Source organism: Brevibacillus fluminis (assembly GCF_052072235.1).
Lineage (GTDB): Bacteria > Bacillota > Bacilli > Brevibacillales > Brevibacillaceae > Brevibacillus_D > Brevibacillus_D fluminis_A.
Map to the genome: position 1 here is coordinate 847,068 of NZ_CM125436.1, position 19,507 is coordinate 866,574.

Below are 19,507 nucleotides of genomic sequence, written 5' to 3' on the forward strand. Positions count from 1 at the left end.
CCATTGGATTGGGAACAGTTAAGGGCCACGCCGCGTTCGGTATGGCTCTTTTCTTTTGTAGCTATGCTCATCATTCGCGGTCAATGGTGAGCTTGTACACCAGCTCGCCATCCATCGCGTCGCCGGTTTCCGTGAATCCGAAGCCTTGATACAGCTTCTGGGCTGCAAGATTGTCGGGGTGAACGGTCAACCGGATTTCCTTGCACTGGGCAAATCGGTTTTTGATGTAGGATACGATCTCGGCTAATGCGGCTTTGCCGTATCCTTTCTGCTGCTGGGATTCATCGATGAGAAAGCCGTTGATCCAATACATCGTGGTCGTGCTCTCCACATAGGCGTGCATGACGAATCCGACCATGGTTTCATCGGCATAAATGGCGAAGGGCAGGTAGTCCACATCATCGCCATCCGGCTTCACATGCACCTTGGCGAGCGATACGGCGACCGTTGGGACGAAATCTCGCTGCTTGTCCAAAACGCGCAATCGGATGGCTTCCAGCCAATTGGCTCTTGTTACAGATCGCAAGGAAATACGCAAACAAACTCACTCCAATCATCGGAAGCATGGCAGAGAATGCAGTCTTTATCCATTCACCGTACAGGGTTAAAGCACGAACTGCAATAACGGAAGTATCCGTCCGGGAATGGTTGTGGATGGGGTCTCGCCGATGCGCACGGCCCCCATCGCCAAATAAAACGGCTCGGCGAACGGATCGCTATGGATGGTCACCGTGCGGATGCCCAGCTGCTCCGCGGTTGTCCGCATATGCGACCACAGCGCGCGGCCGAGCCCTTTGCCGATCGTCTGGGGATCGACGAAGAGGTAGCTGAGAGTCGCAGCGCGTTCATCCTGCTCATCTGTCTCCAGCGCATAATACCCCACAGCTGTCTCCCCATCCATGGCGACATACACGCAAGCGGCGGACAGGTAGGCGGGCGTGATCGTCAGGTCCTCCCGGCACGCCTCCATGAAACTGTCGCTGTATCCCCAATGCGCTTTCGAGCGAAAAGTCAGCTCGGTCAAAGCATGTGCTTGTTCCAGGCTCGCTTTTTGAATCACCATGATCGTCCTCCTCATCCAATCATCAAAATTTCACGGATGTCCGCTTCGGTTAAAGCGGACAATTCCTCCTGTCCGGGCTTGATCACTTCTTCGATGAGGTTTTTCTTTTTTTGCTGAAGCTCGAACATTTTATCCTCCACCGTGCCTTGTGTGACAAGGCGGATGATCTGCACCACGTTCTTTTGGCCGATGCGGTGGGCGCGGTCTGCGGCTTGCTGCTCCACGGCGGGATTCCACCACAGGTCGTAGAGGATCACCGTATCCGCTCCGGTCAGGTTGAGACCGGTTCCGCCCGCTTTAAGCGAGATGAGGAACAGATCGCGCTCGCCTTCGTTGTAGCGGCGGCACAGCTCGACCCGTTCGGCGCCGGGCGTCTGTCCGTCCAGATAGAAAAACGGGACGCCCTGAAAGCCCAGCTCGCGCCCGATCATGCGCAGCATGTCGGTGAACTGGGAGAAGATGAGCAAGCGTTTGCCCGCAGCGCGGCACTCCTCGATGATTTCAAACAGCTGCTCGAATTTGGCGGAGCTTCCGGTGTAGTCCTCGACGAACAGGGCCGGATGGCAGCAAAGCTGGCGCAGCCGGGTCAAGCCGGCAAGGATGCGAATCCGGCTTTTTTGGAAGCCGTCCTCGTTCAAATGCTTGAGCGTTTCCTGCTGCAGCTTGGCCAAATAGGCCGCATACAGCTTCTTCTGATCGGGCAGGAGCGCTGAAGCTTGCAGCGTTTCGATTTTTTCCGGCAGCTCCTTCAGCACGTCCGTTTTCAGGCGGCGCAGCAAAAAAGGGCGGATGCGCTTGGCGACCGCATCGCGCGTCAGGTTGTGGAACGCCTTGCGATTGCCGAACAGCTCCGGGAACACCGCATCGTAAATGGACCACAGCTCTTCCAGCCGGTTTTCCACCGGTGTGCCGGTAAGGGCAAAGCGGTGCCGTGCCACGAGTTCTTTTACCGCATGCGCAGTCTGGGTGGCGTGGTTTTTAAAAACTTGTGCCTCGTCCAAAAAGAGCGTATGGAACGACCGGGCGGCATACTGCTCGACGTCTCTGCGCAGCAACGGGTAGGACGTGATCACCACATCCGCATCGGCGTACGCTTTGATCAAGCGGGTCCGCTCGGCTTTCGTGCCGTCCGCGATGACGGAACGGACTTGCGGCGCGAATCGTTTCAGCTCATTTTGCCAATTGTAAACGAGAGAGGCGGGTGCGACGATCAGCGCAGGCTCTTCGCGCTCCCTGATTTCCGGCAAAATCGAAACGATGAACGCAATGCTTTGCAGCGTTTTGCCAAGCCCCATGTCATCGGCCAAAATGCCGCCGAACTGATAATGGGCGAGCGTTTTCATCCACTGGAAGCCATATTTCTGATAGTCGCGCAGCACCCCGTCCAGCTCCTCGGGCACGCGAAAATCGAGATTGTCGGGGTTGCGCATGTTTTCCAGCAGGCGGCGAAACGATTTGCCCAGCTTGACGCTGTTTCCTTGCCGTTCGCGGTCGAGCAGCTGGAGCCCGCGTACGACGGGGATGTGGATGCCCGCAGTCTTGAGATCGATCGCCGTTACGCCCATGTCGCTCATCAGCTGGCTGATCTCGCGGAACTCTGCGCTCTCCAGCGGCAGAAGCGAGCCGTCGGCCATGCGGTAATAGCGCCGTTTTTCTTCAAGGGAGCGTATGACGAGGCGGATTTCCTTCTCGGGAATCCCGTCCAACTCAAAGCCAAGCTCCAGCCAATTGGTTCTTTCGTTGACATCCACCGTCACTTTCGGTACCGTATGGCCCGGATGTATGCGCAGCTTGACGGCGGTGGTGGCGAACACGGTGAGCAGTTTTTTCAGCTCCGGCAGCCGGTAGTATAAAAAGTCGTATTCCGCTTCCTCGTCCTCCAGATAATAGCCTTCTTCGGTCTTGCTGAAATTGCTTTGGTCCATCAGTTCCAAAATACGCTGCTCTTTTTCGCCATCCCGGATCAAAATCCTCTCGGCTCCCGGCTTTTGACTGGATGCAGCCAGCGGGTTGATCTTGATGTCGCCGTAGTGAAATTCAAGCCCTGCGAGCAGCCGGTCCCTGATCCGGTCGAGATACAGCTTGGCCGAAAGCGGCGTCTGTTCGATCCGGTCGGACACAGCTTGCGCGACGTGGACGCTGCCGAGCGAGAGCAAGCCGGGGACGACTTTGACCATGAAAGGCTCCATTTGCTCCTGCGCGATCAAGAGCTGCTGCTTGCCGGGCGAATGGAGCGTTTGCTTGATCTCGGCGAGCCGTCTGCAAGGTTCGGGGGCGAGCTTGGTGACCTTCCCGTTGCACAGGACGATGTTGTACGGCTCCAGCACGGTGATCGTCTCCAGCCCCTGGATGTCCAGGCGATAGCTCGACTGGCCGGATTGATCGAAATCAAAATGGAGCGGCAGCGGGTCTGTCGTTAACTGGAGCCCATCATAAACGGCTTCCTCCTGCACAAGCTTCACATTTGGCGCTTGGGTCAACAGCGGGAACAGAGCGTCCCAGGAGGCGGGCGAAATCAGCATGCGCCGCTCATTGTCGTTGCGGGTGTGGCTGCTGTACATCGCGATGCTTTCGCGATACACCTGTTCATTTTGATAAAGTCCGATCAAGGCCTGGATCACCGCGTCATTTTCCCGTTGGAAACAATGCGCTGCGGGATCGTACATGAAGTTTTTGGAGAAAAAATAGGTAGCTCCACGGGCGACATGATCAAGAAATTCCCTGATCTTTTGTACGACATAAAGCCGTTTCGGCCCAAGCTTGAGTTCGATGCCAAACAAGGAGCGGCGCTGGCCAAACCCGATCGTGGCCACCTTCAAGGTGAATTCCACGTCCAGAACAGCGCGCGGATCGAACAAAGGCCGGGCGACGCTCGGGCGCACCGGCTTTTCGTGGAACAAATCCAGGATGCGGTTGGTGAGCTGCCGATCGGCTGCCTGGATTCCCGGCGAGCGCGGCTGCAAATAGCCTTCTTCATCAGCCAAAGATCGATTGTCGGGATGGAGCATGGAAGCGAATGAGCGGATGGGAGTTTTGCCGCTTTGCGTATCGCGTATGGTGAGCAGCACAGCTGCGATATGTTTGCAATAATCGTCAGAGGAGCCAAAGGAGGAGCAGGTGCATTCCGCCTCGACACCGGTCTGGTCCAACTGGATGTGAACCTGATAGTTGCCAGTGCCCCTGACCGTTGCTTCGTAGAGGGAGGCGTCCGCATCGTAGTTGCTGAAGATCACCTGTTTCGCCCGTTGATATGCTTCTCCCCGCTCATAGGCAAGGCGTCCGCACAGCTGCATAATGATCCGCGATGTCAACTGAAAGCCCATTCCCTGATCCTTCCTTTTCATTAGTTTCGCAACAAAAGATACCTGTTCAGTCTATCATAACAGAATCTGCTGCAAACGAAATGCGATAACGAGTATGCTTCCTGCGTTGAACTGCAAGGGAGCATACATTTACCAGCTGGGGACGGACAGGAGAAGCTTGACATGAAACCATTTCGTTTCATATGATAAACGAAACCAAAAGGTTACATATTGAACAGGAGTGATCGAGAACATGTTGGTTCCTGACATTAAGCATCACATCACATTGCATGCCCCGATTCAGCAGGTATGGGAGACGGTTGCGACATCGGCAGGACTCGCATCATGGCTGATGCCCAATACATTCGTCCCCGAGCTGGGCGCGCGATTCACCATGCAAACGTCTCCGAGAGGGGAGTGGGACGGGACGATCGCGTGCGAGGTGGTCAAGCTTGAAGCGCCGAATTTGCTCGCATTCACGTGGGAAGGCGGCGGACTGACCAATCTGCTCGTGACGATCGAGCTTACCGAGCAGGATGGCAAGACCGAAGTGTCGCTCGTTCACTCCGGCTGGACGGAAAGCACGAAGGCGATTCGCGACATGCTGGATCATGGCTGGGTTCACCATTGCTTCCCTCGTCTTGCCGCACAGGTAGAGGCGAGCTAAAGTTGGAGCAGGCGAGACGGTATGATGTGTTCGAGGGCATAGCCGATCCGACCCGCCGTGCGATTTTGTCGCTTTTGTCGGTGAAGCAGATGAACGTGACGGAGCTTTCCGGCCGATTTCCGGTTACGCGGACGGCCGTTTCCAAGCATCTGCGCATTTTAAAGGGCGCTGATCTGATCAAGGAAGAGAAGATCGGGCGCGAAAAAATTTACCGGCTCAATCCGCAGGCGCTGCGCGAAGTGAAAGAGTGGTTGGCCCATTACGAACAGTTTTGGGATGAAAAAATCATGAATCTGAAAAACTTGTTTCCATCAGAATAAGGGGCCGCAGGAAACCATTCAGGGAGGCGGAACGCGTATTCGAGCAGCCGGGAGCGGACGGGCAAGTGACAGTTCCGCTGCAGGATACTTTTTCGGCGCGCTGCACGGCCAGCTCATCGACCGCAACAACTTCAACTGGGTCCTTAACTGCTTCAAGCAATAAAAAAATAGACCAGAGCGCATCGGCGTTTTGGTCTATTTTTTTGCCAGAGAGCTTCCCTTTTTGATCAGCGGGCGGGTTCGAGCTGCCTAAGCGCACGCACGGCTGGCACGGTGAAACAAGCCAAATTCGGCGGCAGCTGGTCGAGCGCAAACCAGCGCATATCGCCGATCGCGCCGCCCTCTTCCATATTGCGCGCTTCCCCGCCGATGATCCGGACTTTGTAGATGGAAGATACCCAATGCTCGCCAAGCGCAGGGTCGATCGTTTCCGCCATGCAGAGAAGCTGCTCGATTTCCACATCAAGATTCACTTCTTCCTTGATTTCGCGGACGACGGTCGATTCCAATTTCTCATACAGGTCCACCTTGCCGCCGGGAATGCTCCACGTATCTTTTTCCGGATTGCGGTTGCGCCAAACCAGCAAGATTTCGTTTCGTTCATTGAGAATCACCGCACCGACTCCGATGCGCGGGTATTGCTCTGCCATGCGACGTCACGTCCCATCTTCGCGAATTTTTGCAATCGATATGTAAGTTTTTACGTATCGCTTTGCACCGAAAAACTTTACAAGTGGAGAGGATAGAGATAACTTTAAGAAAGTATACCAGAAGTGAAAAGCCGATTTGCGAAAAAAACGGCGCGGCATCATTGCCAAAAAGGACGAGCCGCTTTGCGCAAGCGGGGCTGCCGTCACGATTTTCACGAAAGAAAGGAGCTGGGCATTCTGAGCATGTTGATCGTTACGTCTGTCGGACCGGAGCATGATGCAGTGGTGCGCGGCCTGAATGGTGATAAACGGTTTGAGGTATTGATCGGGGGCGTCGGCCCGGTTTCGGCTGCGGCGAGCACAGCGCGGGCGCTTGCCGGCAAATCGTACGAGCTGGTCATCTGCGCCGGGATTGCGGGCGGCTTTGCGGGTCAGGCGGAGATGGGATCAGTGGTTGTGGCGAGCGAAATCATCGCGGCCGATCTGGGCGCACAGACGCCGGACGGTTTTTGCAGCATCGATGAGCTTGGATTCGGCTCAGCCCGCATCGCGGTAGACGCAGCCAGGGCGACGCGCGTCACGGAAGCGTTGCGGGCAGCTGGCGTGGCCACGGTGTCAGGCCCCGTGCTCACGCTGTCGACGGTTACAGGGACAGCCGAAACCGCAGCGGAGCTAGCGAGCCGCATTCCCGGCGCGGCTGCCGAGGCGATGGAAGGCTTTGGCGTAGCGACCGCAGCCAAAGCGGCCGGCGTGCCGGTCCTGGAAATTCGCACCGTATCGAACATGGTTGGCCCGCGCGATCGGGCTGCTTGGCGCATCAAAGACGCGCTGGAGGCGCTTGAGGCTGCCAGCAAAGTAGTAGCGGAGGTGTTATGATGAAAATCGCATTTTCCCCTTGTCCGAATGACACATTTGTTTTCCATGCCTGGGCGCATGGCTTGATTCCTGGAGCGCCCGAGCTGGATGTGATGTATGCGGATATCGATATTACAAACGGTTTGGCGGCAAGCGGCCAAGGGCCGGAGGTACTCAAAATTTCCTATGCGGCGTTGCCGTGGGTTTTGCAGGAGTATGCCCTCATCCCATGTGGCGGAGCGCTTGGCAGAGGCTGCGGCCCACTCGTTTTGACAACTGGCGCAAGCCAAGACCCGGCGGCGATTTCAGGCAAACGCGTGGCCGTGCCGAGCGAGCGGTCCACCGCTTATTTGCTGTTCCGTTTGTGGGCAGCGCAAAATGTTCCGGGCGGCGTAGGCGAGATCGTGGTCATGCCGTTCCATGAGATCATGCCTGCCGTGCGCGACGGCAAGATCGACGCTGGTCTGGTCATCCACGAAGCGCGGTTTACGTACCAAAACTACGGCTTGTCCATGCTGACCGACCTGGGCAGCTGGTGGGAGGCTGACACAGGGCTGCCGATTCCGCTGGGGGCGATTATCGCCCGCCGCTCGCTAGACCTCGAGGCGATCGCCAAATGGACGCGCGCATCGGTCGAATACGCTTGGGCGCACCCGGAGGAATCGCGGGATTATGTGATGTGCCACGCGCAGGAGCTGTCCCCGGAGGTGGCGCAGGCGCACATCGATCTGTATGTCAACAAGTTCACCGCCGATCTCGGCGAGGACGGCTACGCAGCGATTTCTGCTCTGCTCAGCCGTGCTGCAGACGAAGGGCTGGTGCCAAAAGTGGACTTGGCGCTGCTGCGGTAAACGAAGCGGAAACAAAAAAGGCGCCTACCCGCGCCTTTTTTAGCTTCGCAAATAGAGCAGATACAGCAAAATGATCCCCGCGTCAGCAAAGATGTGGCTTGCGACAGCGCCTGCCAGCGAACCGGTTTTGGCCCGCAGCATCCCCCAGCTCACACCGGCCACAAATACCGCGATGATGACGATGATCGGCGTGGGCCAAGCGAACAGCGGCACCACCGAGAGCAGATGATACAGGCTGTAAAAGAAGGAGCTGAGCCAAATCAGCTTCTTTTGCGTAAAACGACCTTGTGCTTTGCAGAAAAAATAGCCCCGCCAGTACAGCTCCTCCAAAAACGGGTTCACCAAGACCAGAACCAGCACCAGCCACCAAAACAGCTCGCCGGAAAAATTCCATTCGACAAGCAGCCGCTCCAGCTCGGCCTTCTTGAACAGAAGCGGAAGAAAAAGCGAACCTGCCAAAAGAATGACCAAAAAGTAAACAGCCCCCGACACCAAGCCGACCACGATGCTTTTTCGCTGGGGTATAAAACCGAGCTGATGCATGGTCTGCGAAAAGGTAAATCGTTTCACCAGCATCATATCGATGAACGGGACGGCAAAAAGCCATCCGTAGAACAGCAGGAACGTGATCGGAACGCTGTTCATCACTTGCAAACCGAGAAAAATCAGCAGCGTCGGCGCCGCCAACAAAACAATCAGTGCCATGCCATCCCCACCCAGATCAGGCTTGTTTATGTACATCAGATCCATCTTATCGAGGCGGATGCGATTGGGGGAGTACCAACTTTTGCTGGTACCGCGAAGCGGAGAGAACGATTTACAAATAACAGACGACTGGGTATAATTTACAAAAAACAAATCCAAAGACAATGACAATGACGGAGACAAGTAACTGCTTCCAGCCTTTCCAGGGACAATATGCCGCCGACTGCAAGCATATTGAAGGCATGCGCAGCGAAATTCACTCCCGAGTCGTCGCTTGAACGGCGTCACGCCTACTAGAGTGAAACGGCAAAGCCCGTTATCGTTTGCAAAAGAGAGCAAGCCTGTTTGTGTTGCTAATCAGGGTGGTACCGCGATTCCTCGTCCCTTTTCGGACGGGGAATTTATTTTTTTACAGAAAAGAAAGGGGAGAGAGGAACGATGGAAAAGGCTGTACATGTATTCGTGTTCGATGGCTTGGCGGACTGGGAGATCGGTTTGGTGACGTATGATTTGAAAACGGCGAATGGGAGGGCGCTGCACACGTTTTCATTGACAGCTGAAACAATCGTAACGGGCGGCGGCTTGCGCGTAATCCCGGATAAAACGATCGCGGATCTATGCGACGACGAGGTGTCGATGCTGATTTTACCGGGCGGCTCGATGTGGGAAACGAATGATCCCGAGCCGATTCGCACCCTCGTAAATCGCTTGCTGCAAAAAGGCATTCCGGTCGCGGCGATTTGCGGGGCGACGCTGTTTCTCGCGCGTCATGGGGTGCTCGATGAACGCAAGCATACGAGCAACGGGCTTGCTTATTTGCAGGAGGGGGCGCCTGGCTACAATGGGGAAGCGCTGTATGAAGAGGTACCGGTTGTCTTCACGGAAGGGCTGATCACCGCGAGCGGTAGATACCCGATCGAATTCGCCCATGCAATTGTCAAGCGGCTTGCCGTCTATGATGAGCAGACACTTGACGCCTTTCTGCAATTTTGGCGCGTGTAGCCCATATAAAAAAGAGACGAACGCCGCGCATGCGACAGCTTCGTCTCTTTGTCTTTATTTCGCAGGCGCGCTGCGGAACGGCTGGTAAAACGATTTGGGAATGTCGGTCTCGAAGCGCATCAGCTTGCCGGTCGTCGGATGGGCGAAGGACAGGACGCGCGCGTGCAGCCCCATTCGGCCGATCGGCTTTGTTTTGGCACCGTATTTTTTGTCGCCGACGATCGGGTGTCCGATGTCTTGCATATGAACGCGGATCTGATTTTTCCGGCCGGTTTCGAGGCGGACCTCCAGCAGCGAAAAGTGGCGGTCGGCGGTAAGCACTTTATAGTGCGTCACCGCATGCTGGCCGTCGCCCGGATGACGGCTCGAATACATTTTCAGCGTGGCGCTTTCCTTCAGCCAGGAGGAGATCGTCCCCTCCGCTTTTTTTACAGCGCCTTCAACCAAGGCGACGTACACCCGCTCATGTACGCCTTCTTTCCAGCTGTTTTGCAGCAGCTGCTGAACCCGCTCGCTTTTGGCAAACATCATCACGCCGGATGTGTCACGGTCCAATCGGTGCACGATAAAAATCCGGTTAACCGGATTGGTCTGCCGGACATGCTCCATCAGCTGCCGGTAGGCGGTCAGTTCGTTTTCCACCCCTTTGCCGGAAGAAATGGAGAGAAGCCCGGCATCTTTTTGCACGACGATCACATCGTCATCCTCATGCAAAATTTTCAAGCCGACCAGCGGCGGCGCTTCCACGATCTTCTCCCGGCGGATCGTGACGATCTGCCCGGGGTGAAGCTGGCAATTGTAGCGTGTCTCAACCTTGCCGTTGACAGAGACTTGACCGCGGGTCAAAATCGCTTTCACGGAATTGCGCCCCAGATTCGAGAGCGTGTTCAATAAAAAACGGAGCAGCTCCTCCGGCTCCTTGACCGTATACTGTTTGGGATCTGCTGCGTTTTTGGGGGTGTGGCTGCTGCGCTTGTTCATTCGCTGAGAACTCCTTTGTACCGTTCATTTCTCTCTATTATAGGCGAAATGCTGGCAAAACGCATGGTTTGGGTAGATGGCGCTTTCTTTCGGCTATTTCTTTTTGCTATAATGTCACTAGAAAAGCGAGGGAGTGTTACAAGGATGCAGGCTTTGTTTGACAAAATGAAGGAATACCTCAACATGGATACTGAAATCTCGTTTGAGGAGTTCGACCGATACTATAAAGAAGTGATTGATTTCCTGGGCAAGGGCTGGGAAGGTTTGGGTGAGGAAGAAAGCATGCAGATGCTCTTCATCCTGGACAACCTCAAGTCCAACGCTGACGACCGCGCCAAACGCCGTCTGAAGGAAATGAAAAAGTACAAAAAAATCGTGGAGCGCACCGACATCTGGATCAGCGCCATGATGAAGCGACTGCATGAGATGGGCTTGAACGATGAAGAGATCGGCAAGCGCTACGAAGCCATCTACGAAGCAGTATAAAAAAACAGCCTTTCGGGGCTGTTTTTTATTTGGGTTGAGGCATCCCCGAACCGCCACAAACTCAATCTTTATTGTTGTTTTTCTATGTATTTTCCTGTTTTATGTTGGATAATCCGCAACCACGCCCTATAATAAAGGTGTGCAAAGCCAAATTCGCCTGATGAGGTGGTATTCTTGACGTCGATCGCAACACTGCTTGTCATCTGTTCAGGGGTGATTCACGCCTGCTGGAACCTTTTCACCAAAAGGAGCCTGAACAAGCAGGTGTTTCTCTGGTCCATCCACGTTCTTGCCGTTGCTGCGCTGTTTCCGTTTGTCGCTGCAGAGCTGTTCACCAAAGCGCTGCAAACCCCGGTCGTGTATTACGTGCTGCTCTCTTTTTTCTCCCAGTTGGCCTATGTTTATTTCATGTCCAAAGCGTACCAGTTCGGTGATTTGTCCCAGGTGTATCCGATCATCCGGGGAACGTCCGCTTTTTTTATCCCGATTGTCGGAATCTTGCTGTTTGGTGAATCCTTGTCGCTATTCGGATGGATTGGACTTGCCTGTGTAACGGGCGGGCTGTTGATCATCAGCGGGTTGGGCACAGCGAAAATGGACGCTTTGTCCTATAAAGCGATCCTGTTCGCGTTTTTGGTCGGCTTGAGCACCATCGGCTATGTATTGGGGGACAAAGTCACCCTGCAATATTTATCGCCGTTGAGCGTGCTGGAAATCTCCAATCTTGGCTTCGTCTTTGCGTTTGCCTGGGTTTCGCTGAAATCAAAGGAGGAGCTGCGCCGGGAGTGGCGGGTGAACAAGAAGACGATTGTACTTGGTGCGATCATGTCGCCGGCCTCATACCTTTTGTTTCTGCTTGCCATGAAGGTGGCACCGCTCGCCCACATCGCGCCGGTGCGTGAGATCGGAACCGTTTTCGGCACGCTGTTTGGCATTTATATTTTAAAAGAGCAGCAAGGCTTGAAGCGGGTGATGATGTCGGCGGTCATCACGGTTGGCATTATTTGCATCGGGATGTGGGGATAGATTGTAGTAGAACAGGTGAAGAATAGTCCGATACAGCGAGAAACAGAGAAAGAACGAGCGATTTGAAGGAAATCGATGAATTTTCTGCAAAATGTCCGTAAATGTATTACAACAAAGATTTACGGAATGATACTTGTTATAATACAATCATAACAACAAGATAACTGGAGGGGCTGTACTATGACACCTGTTTCTACATTCTTTCGTAATTTACAACCGAAATGCTGCGCTGCTTGTGGTGAAGTGATTGTGGAGCAGGCGGAAGCGTACATGAACGAGTGCTTCACTTGCCAAGAGAAGGAATACGTGATTGCAAATAAAAAATAAGATCGGCCCAAGCGAATGAAAAACCACTTGTTCTCTAATGGAGACGAGTGGTTTTGTTGTGTTCGGGAATGCTGATTCCATTTTGCGTTTGGCGGAAAAAAAGCGCATGATAGGAAGTAGTGTTCCGAATGAGGATGGAGGAGAAGAAATGTTTCACCCGACCGTGTTTGACAATTTGAAGGTGGTGCTGGAGGGGGCCGTCTACGACGCCGATTTCGACAATGTGATTTTCGTGACCGGACGTTCTGATCTGGCTGATTTGGCTGCATTTCACCGCTCGTTTCAAATTGAGTTTTGCCTGGCCGATGACGTGCTGATCGACCCGGCCGATAAAGTCATGGCTCACGTGAAGCTCAAGACGTCATTGGCGGACATCGCAAGCGAACAGCTCGAACAATCGCTGACGGATCATATCGGCTGTACCATCTGTATCACATTCAAGATGCGCGTGCGGGAAGTCGCGCGGGAAACGGAAGCCATCGATGCGATTTTGAACGAAATCTGGGGGAACCGGCCGCAAATCACGCAGCAGCTCATGGCGCAGATCGATAGCGGGTCAAGAGAATGGCCGCCTGCGCAGTTTGAGGATACGATTACGCTTGATTTCCTCCGCAAGATCGATGAAGGAAACATCCAGGATATGCGTGATTTGCTGGAGCACTGTTTTCTATCAATGAAAAAGCTGAAAGAGCTGTTATAGTCCAGAACAGCGTTGTTTTTTTGTTAACCTAAAAACATAATCAGTTGACAAAAGTGGGTTCTCTCCCTTACCCTAAGAGTGCAAGCTGATGAATGGCACTCATTACATAACAGGAGTAGGGTGATGGATGGTGAGCACACGCAATTTGGTGATGGCCGCACTCATGATGGCGATTACAGCGGCGCTGGGCATGGTGAAAATATCGTTTCCTTTGTTTAATGAAGTACCGATTACCGGTCAGACGCTGGGGATCATGCTGGCAGGCGCCCTGCTTGGGGCAAGGCTCGGCGGGATTTCCGTCGCTGCTTTTGTGGCATTGGTCGCCGTGGGCGTTCCGCTGTTGGCGGGGGGCCGCGGCGGAATCGGCATTTTTGCTTCCGCAAGCGGGGGATGGGTGTTGAGCTGGCCGCTGGCTGCGTATTTGATCGGATATTTGGTGGAAAAAAGCTGGTATTCGCTGCGCACGTGGAAAGTGCTGCTGTTTAATATTTTGGGCGGCATCGTGGTTGTATACGTGATCGGCATGGCGTACCAGGCGGCATTGACCGGCGTTCCGTTTTACACGGTCGCCATCAAGTCGATGATCTTCCTGCCAGGCGATCTGTTGAAAGCGGCTGTGGCAGCGGTGATCGCGGTGCGGCTGCGCTATGCTTATCCGCTGATACAGGTAGCTGCGCCTTCTGACCGATTTGGCGATCAGCGCGGGCAAACATTATAAATGATCAGGGAAGGGTTGCTTCGGGCGAGCCTTCCTTTTTCCATGTGACGAAACGATTCTGATTCAATGAGAGGGAGGGCGTTGAAACATGAACCCGCAAACACCTGTTATTGTGTACGCAAAGCGGACGCCAATCGGCAAAATCGGCGGTGTGCTGCGAGACATCGAGCCGCATGAGCTGGCTTGTGCGCTGATTGAAGACGCCGTACGGGCGTGCAAGCTGGACGGTGAGGCGATCAGCGATGTGGTTTTGGGCAATGTCGTCGGTCCGGGTGGGAATCTGGCGAGGCTTTCCGCATTGGAGGCGGGATTGCCTGTGACCGTGCCGGGCGTGACGGTCGATCGTCAGTGTGGCTCAGGTTTGGAAGCGGTCCAGCTTGCCTGTCGGCTCGTGCAGGCGGGCGCCGGCGACATTTTTTTGGCAGGCGGAGTGGAGAGCACCAGCAGAGCGCCGTGGAAAATGGAAAAGCCGAGCACCTTGTACGGACGGCTTCCCCGTATGTACGGACGAGCGAGATTTTCACCCGATGCTGTGGGCGACCCGGAGATGGGCGAAGCCGCCGAAAATGTCGCCCTGCACTACGGAATTGCGCGTGAGGAGCAGGACCGCTGGGCACTGGAGAGCCATCGGCGCTATTTCGCCGCATGGCAAGGCGGCGTGTATCGCGAGCAAATCCTCCCCTTCCCGCTTGCCAGCGGAGAGGTGACAGCGGATGAATGCCCCCGGGCGGACAGCAGCATGGAAAAATTGGCCCGGTTGCGCCCGGTGTTTCGCGAGGGCGGCACCGTCACTGCGGGCAATGCTTGTCCCGTCAATGACGGCGCTGCGCTCGTCGTGGTCATGTCGGCGCAGAAGGCGGCACAGCTGGGCATCGCCCCGATGCTCGTCTACAAAGACAGCGTGGCCTGTGGGGTCGATCCGAACTTGCTCGGCACCGGACCGATTCCGGCGGTGCGCCAGCTGCTTGACCGCAACGGCCTTGCGATCGGTGACATCGAGCGGGTAGAGTTCAACGAAGCGTTTGCGTCACAGGTGCTCGCCTGTGTCAATGAGCTGGCGATCCCCCATGAAAAAATCAATCCGGATGGCGGTGCGCTCGCTTTGGGTCATCCGTACGGGGCATCCGGCACGATCCTGGTCGTGTCGCTCGCGCACGGGATGCGGCGCATGGGCGGACAATACGGCTTGGCGACACTTGGCATCGGCGGCGGAATGGGGCTTGCCGTTTTGTTTGAACGGGGGGAATACGCGTGAGCAACGGCGATGTACGTGCCACAGCGGAGGCTCTGCAGGAGACGATTGCCAGCGGTTTTTGGCGGCAGGCACATGAAAACCCGGACGCGTGTGCCATTCGGATCGAGCGAACGATCGTCACCTATGGTGAACTGCTCGAGAAGAGCAAACGTGTCGCCGCATGGATTCGAGCGCAAAAGCTGGGCGGCCAGCGCATCGGGCTCAAGCTTGAAAACGGTGCACCGTTTTTCGCCTGTTTTTATGGTGCCGTGCTTGCTGGTTCCATCGCGGTCCCGCTGCCAGCCGACTTGCCGAATGATCAGCTTGTGGACTGGCGTCAACATTTGGGCTTATCGGTGGTGCTGGAGGCAGAACCGGGCTGGCACGGGCTGGCGATCCCATGCACCAAGCAAAAAGAACAGCCTGAACTCGATCCAGAGCAGCTCTTTTACATGGCGGTTTCCTCCGGTTCGACAGGCATGCCCAAAGGCATTTTGCGCACCCACCGGTCATGGGTGAAGAGCTTTTACCGGATGAAGGAGGCTTTCGGAACAGGCGGGCAGGACGTGATCTTGCTGCCGGGGCCCCTGCATTATTCCGCCACGTTGATCGCTGCGCTGCAAGTGCTGCATGAAGGCGGCGAGGTCGTGCTGATGACGCGCTTTCACAGCCGTGCGGTGCTCGAACATTTGCAATCCGGCGGAGTGACAGCCTGCTTTATGGTTCCGGCGATGTATGCCAAGCTGTTGGCCATGATCGGGCAAAGCAGCGGGACCGAACCTTTCACGGACGAAAGCATAACGTTCATTTCGGCGGGAGACAAGCTGTCTTTCGAAATCGTGGACAAATGGCTGCAAGCCTTTCCTGGCAGTAACTTGTACGAATATTATGGCGCCGCAGAGATCAGCTTCGTCAGCTATATTCGTCACGGACAGCAGAGCGGCGTGGCTGGCAGCGTCGGGCGGCCGTTTCCCGGCGTGGAGGTGACCATTCGCGACGAGCGGGGGCGACTGCTCGAGACAGGCGAGGTCGGTGAGGTGCATGTGAAAAGCTCGATGGTCGCGCAAGGCTACGGTCATGCGCAGGCGCCGCCTTTTATCCAACCGACAGCGGGAGGGTACACCGTCGGCGATCTTGGCTACCTCGATGAAGCGGGCTGCTTGCATCTGGTCGGGCGAAAGCAGGATGTGATCGTGCGCGGAGCGGTGAACCTTTATCCTGCTGAAATCGAGCGGGTGTTGGCTGCCGAAGAGTCCATTCGCGAAGCGGCGGTGTTCGGTGTGCCGGATCGGGTGCTGGGTGAACGGATTATCGCTGCGGTTACCCTGGCAAACAGTCCGGATGCTGACGGTGAGGACCCGGGGCTGGCAGCGTTGCTGCAGCATCGCTTTGCCCGTGCCAGAAGGCCGGATGACTATTGGATCGTGCCGCAGCTGCCGCGCAATGCAGCGGGGAAAACGGACAAACGGAAGCTGCGGGACTTGTTTTTCGAGCAAAAGGAGGGGCGGACAAATGAGCGATAGGAGCGTCAAAGCTGCAATCGTTACCGGTTCTACGCGAGGAATCGGGCGCGCAATCGCTGCCAGCTTGGCCCAGGCGAACATTGGGGTCGTCGTCAACGGAACGACGGAAGCAGGCGTGAATCGAACCGTGGCAGAAATCAAGGAATCGGGCGGCTTGGCAGTCGGTGTTACCGGTCGGGTCGAAGAGATGGAGACAGGCAAAAAACTGACCGAAGCGGCGCTCGACGCGTTCGGGCGCGTCGACTATTTGGTCAACAACGCCGGCATCGTCGCCGACCGGATGAGCCACAAGCTGGACGAGCATGATTGGGACCGCGTCCTTGCCGTCCATGCGAAAGGAACGTTTGCCTGCACACAGCCGTTTTTGCAAGCCAAAAAAGAGGCGGGCACAGGCGGCGTCATCATCAACATGACCTCGCTGGCAGGCTTGCATGGCGTCGTCGGCCAGCTGAATTACGCTGCCGCAAAAGGCGCGATTTTGGCGATGACCTACACCCTGGCACAAGAGTGGCAACAAGCAGGCATCCGCGTGCACGCCATTTCCCCCGCCGCCCTGACAGACATGACCCGCCCGCATGTGGAAAAAGCGGAAGCCGCAGCACGAGCAAAAGGCGAAGAACTCCCCGACTACTGGCGCATCGGCCAACCGGAAGACGTCGCCCGCCTCGTGCTCCATCTCATCACCCATCCAACCGAAACCGGAACCGTCTGGGGCGTAAATGGTAACCAAATCGGCCTATGGTCAAAGCCTGTGTACCAACAAACAACAAGTGAATAACACAAAAAAAGCAGTTCCCAATGGCTCACGCCTCATCGGGAACTGCTTTTTATTATAACTACCTGGCACGGCCCACAAAATTTGGCGTAGCCAACCTATTATTTTCTTTTTTTATTTTCTCCACCCCGGCAATGCTTTTGGTGCAGCAAAGGGATTTGCGAAAAAAGAGGGGGCGTAAGCCTTGGTGATGCCAGCAGAGGCGGAGCAGAAAAGCGGAACGGCTTTCGCGCGTCACAGCATCCGTGAGATACATCCGCCGCGCAGCGTGTGGCATTGGCGCGCGGTTCCGCTTTTTTGCGGAGCCGGACTTGAAGACATCCTCGCAGGCATTGCCACGGCGGCAGCCACCTCTTTTTTCGCAAATCCCCTCACCTCCACCAAACCCAATCCAAACCCAATCCAAACCCAATCCAAACCCAAAAAGCCTTGCCATCCCCCCACATGACACAATTCGGTCACTTTTGTGTAAAAATTTCGCCTTATATCGCCACGTTCCGACTCCGTTTTTAGTGGTAAGATAAACACATCAAGCAGCGATGCGCTTGAGCTTATGTGAAAGAGGAGTGAAGAACAATGACACTGGAAGGCATGTTTTTCCTGGTTCTCACCATGACATTTGCATTCGTTGGCACGATGACAGCCGCTCGCAACAACTAGTCATCAAGCACTTATAACGCGATTTTGTTCCCAAGCAGTCAGCCGATCTCGTCGGTTGGCTGTTTTTATTTTTTCACGGACGCTCGCCATGTTTGCAGTCTGCCTCGCCATGCATAATTCGCTAAGGGGAAAAGGATACTAAAGAAGGAGATCACCCCCAATAAAAAGCGAGGCGAAACCATTGACAACACAAATTTCAGGGCCGCGCGGGCTGCCGCTCTCGGGCAATCTGCTGTCCTTCCGCAAGGACCCGCTTTCCTTTTTGACTCGGGCCGCGAGCGAATACGGCGATGTGGCCCATATCCGCATGGGGCCGAGCCGTCATGCCTATTTGATCAGCAACCCGGAGTATATCAAGGAAATCCTGGTCGTCAAACAGGCCCACTTCAAAAAAGCGAAAGGGCTGCAGGTCGCCAAGCTGGTTGTAGGCGAAGGCATCCTCACGAACGAGGGCAAGGAACATTTGCGGCAGCGGAGATTGATGCAGCCGGCGTTCCATCGCGACCGCATCGCCGGTTACGGAGACATCATGGTGGAAGAAGCCGTGAACCATATCGATGCGTGGAAAGACGGGGAAACGTTGGACATCCACCATGAAATGATGCGTTTGACCTTGGCGATCATCACGCGCACCATGTTCGGCGCGAATGTCAGCAGCAATGCGGATGAGATCGGTCGTGCCATCGAGGTAGGGTTGCAGTACATCAGCAAAAAGGCGACCTCTGTGCTCGATATTCCGCTGGAAGTACCGACCAAAGGCAATCGAGAGTTCCAGCAGGCAGCCGAGCTGCTGGACAAGACGATCTACGCCATCATTGACGCTCGGCGCAAGGAACCCCCGGGGACAGAGCATACCGATCTGCTTGCCATGCTGTTGGCGGCGCGCGATGAAGAGGACGGAACCGGCATGTCGGACAAGCAAGTGCGCGATGAGGTTATGACGATTTTCGTGGCGGGCCATGAAACGACAGCCAATACGCTTTCCTGGACATGGTATTTGCTGTCGCAGCATCCCGAGATTGAGGCCCGGTTCCATCAGGAGCTTGATGAAGTGCTGGAAGGGCGCGTGCCTGCGGTGGACGACATTCCGCACTTGCCGTATGTGAATCAAATCGTCCAGGAATCGATGCGCCTGTATCCGGCGGCTTGGATGATCAATCGGGAGGTAGTCGAGGAGGTCGAGATCGGCGGCTATCATTTCAAGCCGGGCGAGATTCTCATGATGAGCCAGTTCGTCATGCATCGAGATCCACGCTTCTATGACGAGCCCGACCGTTTCAAGCCGGAGCGCTTTGATGGCGGCGATTTGCTCAAGCGTAACCCGCAGTTCGCCTATTTTCCGTTTGGCGGCGGGCCGCGCATCTGCATCGGCAACAACTTCGCGCTGATGGAGTCGGCGCTGCTTCTGGCGACGATCGGCCAACGATTCCGCATCAGCCGGGGCGAAAACGAGCCGGCCGCGATCCCGGAACCGGTCGTGACGTTGCGTCCGAAAAACGGCATGAAAATGACCATTCATCAACGATAATTTTTAGCTATAGCAAAAAAAAAGCTTACCAGGCGGCAACGGGCCGCTTGGTAAGTCTATATGGGGGGTTATTAACAATTGCATTGAAAAGTAGCTTCCTTACTGAATACTATAGCAACGAAAAATAAACTGTG

At 55.3% G+C, this 19,507-nt stretch carries 21 protein-coding genes and 1 other annotated feature; of the genes, 15 read left to right on the top strand and 6 right to left on the bottom strand.

Translation table 11 applies throughout. From position 1 onward, the window contains the following. Window positions 1-70 precede the first annotated feature (70 nt). The 3 genes from ACTID9_RS04485 to ACTID9_RS04495 all read right to left on the bottom strand — a co-directional run bounded on the left by ACTID9_RS04485 (window position 71) and on the right by ACTID9_RS04495 (window position 4,386). On the bottom strand, window positions 71-538 hold the full coding sequence (locus tag ACTID9_RS04485) for a GNAT family N-acetyltransferase (RefSeq protein WP_441070067.1): 468 nt from the start codon (window positions 536-538) through the stop codon (window positions 71-73). 66 nt (window positions 539-604) lie between these two features. Next, the gene (locus ACTID9_RS04490) at window positions 605-1,063 is read right to left on the bottom strand and encodes a GNAT family N-acetyltransferase (protein WP_441070069.1); all 459 of its coding nucleotides are present in this window, start codon (window positions 1,061-1,063) and stop codon (window positions 605-607) included. Window positions 1,064-1,074: 11 nt separating this feature from the next. Beyond that, a complete protein-coding gene (locus ACTID9_RS04495) occupies window positions 1,075-4,386 on the bottom strand; it encodes a DEAD/DEAH box helicase (RefSeq protein ID WP_441070071.1) in 3,312 nt (1,103 codons plus the stop codon). Between the two features lie 232 nt (window positions 4,387-4,618). On the opposite strand from ACTID9_RS04495, the gene ACTID9_RS04500 reads away from it, so the two are divergent. Next, window positions 4,619-5,032 carry an SRPBCC family protein gene (locus tag ACTID9_RS04500; RefSeq protein WP_441070073.1) on the top strand — a complete coding sequence of 138 codons (414 nt, stop codon included), beginning with the start codon at window positions 4,619-4,621 and terminating at the stop codon, window positions 5,030-5,032. Window positions 5,033-5,034: 2 nt separating this feature from the next. Further along, window positions 5,035-5,352: an ArsR/SmtB family transcription factor gene (locus tag ACTID9_RS04505; protein WP_441070075.1), complete on the top strand. Its 318-nt coding sequence runs from the start codon at window positions 5,035-5,037 to the stop codon at window positions 5,350-5,352. 227 nt (window positions 5,353-5,579) lie between these two features. On the opposite strand, the gene ACTID9_RS04510 is transcribed toward ACTID9_RS04505, so the two are convergent. Next, the gene (locus ACTID9_RS04510) at window positions 5,580-6,002 is read right to left on the bottom strand and encodes an NUDIX domain-containing protein (RefSeq protein WP_441070077.1); all 423 of its coding nucleotides are present in this window, start codon (window positions 6,000-6,002) and stop codon (window positions 5,580-5,582) included. Between the two features lie 243 nt (window positions 6,003-6,245). Here ACTID9_RS04510 and ACTID9_RS04515 point away from each other — a divergent pair, with 243 nt between their 5' ends. Together ACTID9_RS04515 and ACTID9_RS04520 are read left to right on the top strand one after the other, a co-directional pair. Next, window positions 6,246-6,878 carry a futalosine hydrolase gene (locus ACTID9_RS04515; RefSeq protein ID WP_441072411.1) on the top strand — a complete coding sequence of 211 codons (633 nt, stop codon included), beginning with the start codon at window positions 6,246-6,248 and terminating at the stop codon, window positions 6,876-6,878. Next, a complete protein-coding gene (locus ACTID9_RS04520; protein ID WP_441072413.1) occupies window positions 6,878-7,708 on the top strand; it encodes a 1,4-dihydroxy-6-naphthoate synthase in 831 nt (276 codons plus the stop codon). Before ACTID9_RS04515 ends, ACTID9_RS04520 begins: the two co-directional genes overlap by 1 nt. A 39-nt stretch (window positions 7,709-7,747) precedes the next feature. On the opposite strand, the gene ACTID9_RS04525 is transcribed toward ACTID9_RS04520, so the two are convergent. Beyond that, window positions 7,748-8,413, bottom strand: coding sequence for a CPBP family intramembrane glutamic endopeptidase (locus tag ACTID9_RS04525; protein WP_441070078.1), 666 nt, complete (start codon window positions 8,411-8,413; stop codon window positions 7,748-7,750). 161 nt (window positions 8,414-8,574) lie between these two features. Then, window positions 8,575-8,802: a binding site (T-box leader), on the top strand. A 49-nt stretch (window positions 8,803-8,851) separates the two neighbouring features. Between ACTID9_RS04525 and ACTID9_RS04530 the strand changes: the two genes are divergently transcribed. After that, the gene (locus tag ACTID9_RS04530) at window positions 8,852-9,415 is read left to right on the top strand and encodes a DJ-1/PfpI family protein (protein ID WP_441070079.1); all 564 of its coding nucleotides are present in this window, start codon (window positions 8,852-8,854) and stop codon (window positions 9,413-9,415) included. A 54-nt stretch (window positions 9,416-9,469) separates the two neighbouring features. Here the strand turns inward: ACTID9_RS04530 and ACTID9_RS04535 are convergent, their stop codons facing one another. Beyond that, on the bottom strand, window positions 9,470-10,396 hold the full coding sequence (locus ACTID9_RS04535) for an RluA family pseudouridine synthase (protein WP_441070080.1): 927 nt from the start codon (window positions 10,394-10,396) through the stop codon (window positions 9,470-9,472). Between the two features lie 144 nt (window positions 10,397-10,540). Here ACTID9_RS04535 and ACTID9_RS04540 point away from each other — a divergent pair, with 144 nt between their 5' ends. The 10 genes from ACTID9_RS04540 (at window position 10,541) to ACTID9_RS04585 (ending at window position 19,373) form a co-directional block, all read left to right on the top strand. After that, entirely contained in the window at window positions 10,541-10,882 is a 342-nt protein-coding gene (locus ACTID9_RS04540) for a hypothetical protein (protein WP_441070081.1), read from the top strand. Between the two features lie 174 nt (window positions 10,883-11,056). Then, window positions 11,057-11,908, top strand: coding sequence for an EamA family transporter (locus ACTID9_RS04545; protein WP_441070082.1), 852 nt, complete (start codon window positions 11,057-11,059; stop codon window positions 11,906-11,908). A 180-nt stretch (window positions 11,909-12,088) separates the two neighbouring features. Then, window positions 12,089-12,235: a protein YhfH gene (gene yhfH / locus ACTID9_RS04550; RefSeq protein WP_441070083.1), complete on the top strand. Its 147-nt coding sequence runs from the start codon at window positions 12,089-12,091 to the stop codon at window positions 12,233-12,235. 148 nt (window positions 12,236-12,383) lie between these two features. Continuing rightward, complete coding sequence (locus tag ACTID9_RS04555; protein ID WP_441070084.1) at window positions 12,384-12,935, top strand: hypothetical protein; 552 nt, start codon at window positions 12,384-12,386, stop codon at window positions 12,933-12,935. Between the two features lie 127 nt (window positions 12,936-13,062). Continuing rightward, entirely contained in the window at window positions 13,063-13,653 is a 591-nt protein-coding gene (locus ACTID9_RS04560; protein ID WP_441070085.1) for a biotin transporter BioY, read from the top strand. An 88-nt stretch (window positions 13,654-13,741) separates the two neighbouring features. After that, window positions 13,742-14,908, top strand: a complete 1,167-nt coding sequence (locus ACTID9_RS04565; RefSeq protein WP_441070086.1) for a thiolase family protein — start codon at window positions 13,742-13,744, stop codon at window positions 14,906-14,908. Continuing rightward, window positions 14,905-16,410, top strand: coding sequence for a class I adenylate-forming enzyme family protein (locus ACTID9_RS04570; RefSeq protein ID WP_441070087.1), 1,506 nt, complete (start codon window positions 14,905-14,907; stop codon window positions 16,408-16,410). Before ACTID9_RS04565 ends, ACTID9_RS04570 begins: the two co-directional genes overlap by 4 nt. Next, complete coding sequence (locus ACTID9_RS04575) at window positions 16,400-17,188, top strand: SDR family NAD(P)-dependent oxidoreductase (RefSeq protein WP_441070088.1); 789 nt, start codon at window positions 16,400-16,402, stop codon at window positions 17,186-17,188. Before ACTID9_RS04570 ends, ACTID9_RS04575 begins: the two co-directional genes overlap by 11 nt. Before the next feature lie 181 nt (window positions 17,189-17,369). Next, window positions 17,370-17,633 (top strand): hypothetical protein, encoded by a 264-nt coding sequence (locus ACTID9_RS04580; protein ID WP_441070089.1) that lies wholly within the window; start codon window positions 17,370-17,372, stop codon window positions 17,631-17,633. Between the two features lie 393 nt (window positions 17,634-18,026). Beyond that, the gene (locus tag ACTID9_RS04585; protein ID WP_441070090.1) at window positions 18,027-19,373 is read left to right on the top strand and encodes a cytochrome P450; all 1,347 of its coding nucleotides are present in this window, start codon (window positions 18,027-18,029) and stop codon (window positions 19,371-19,373) included. Window positions 19,374-19,507 lie beyond the last annotated feature (134 nt).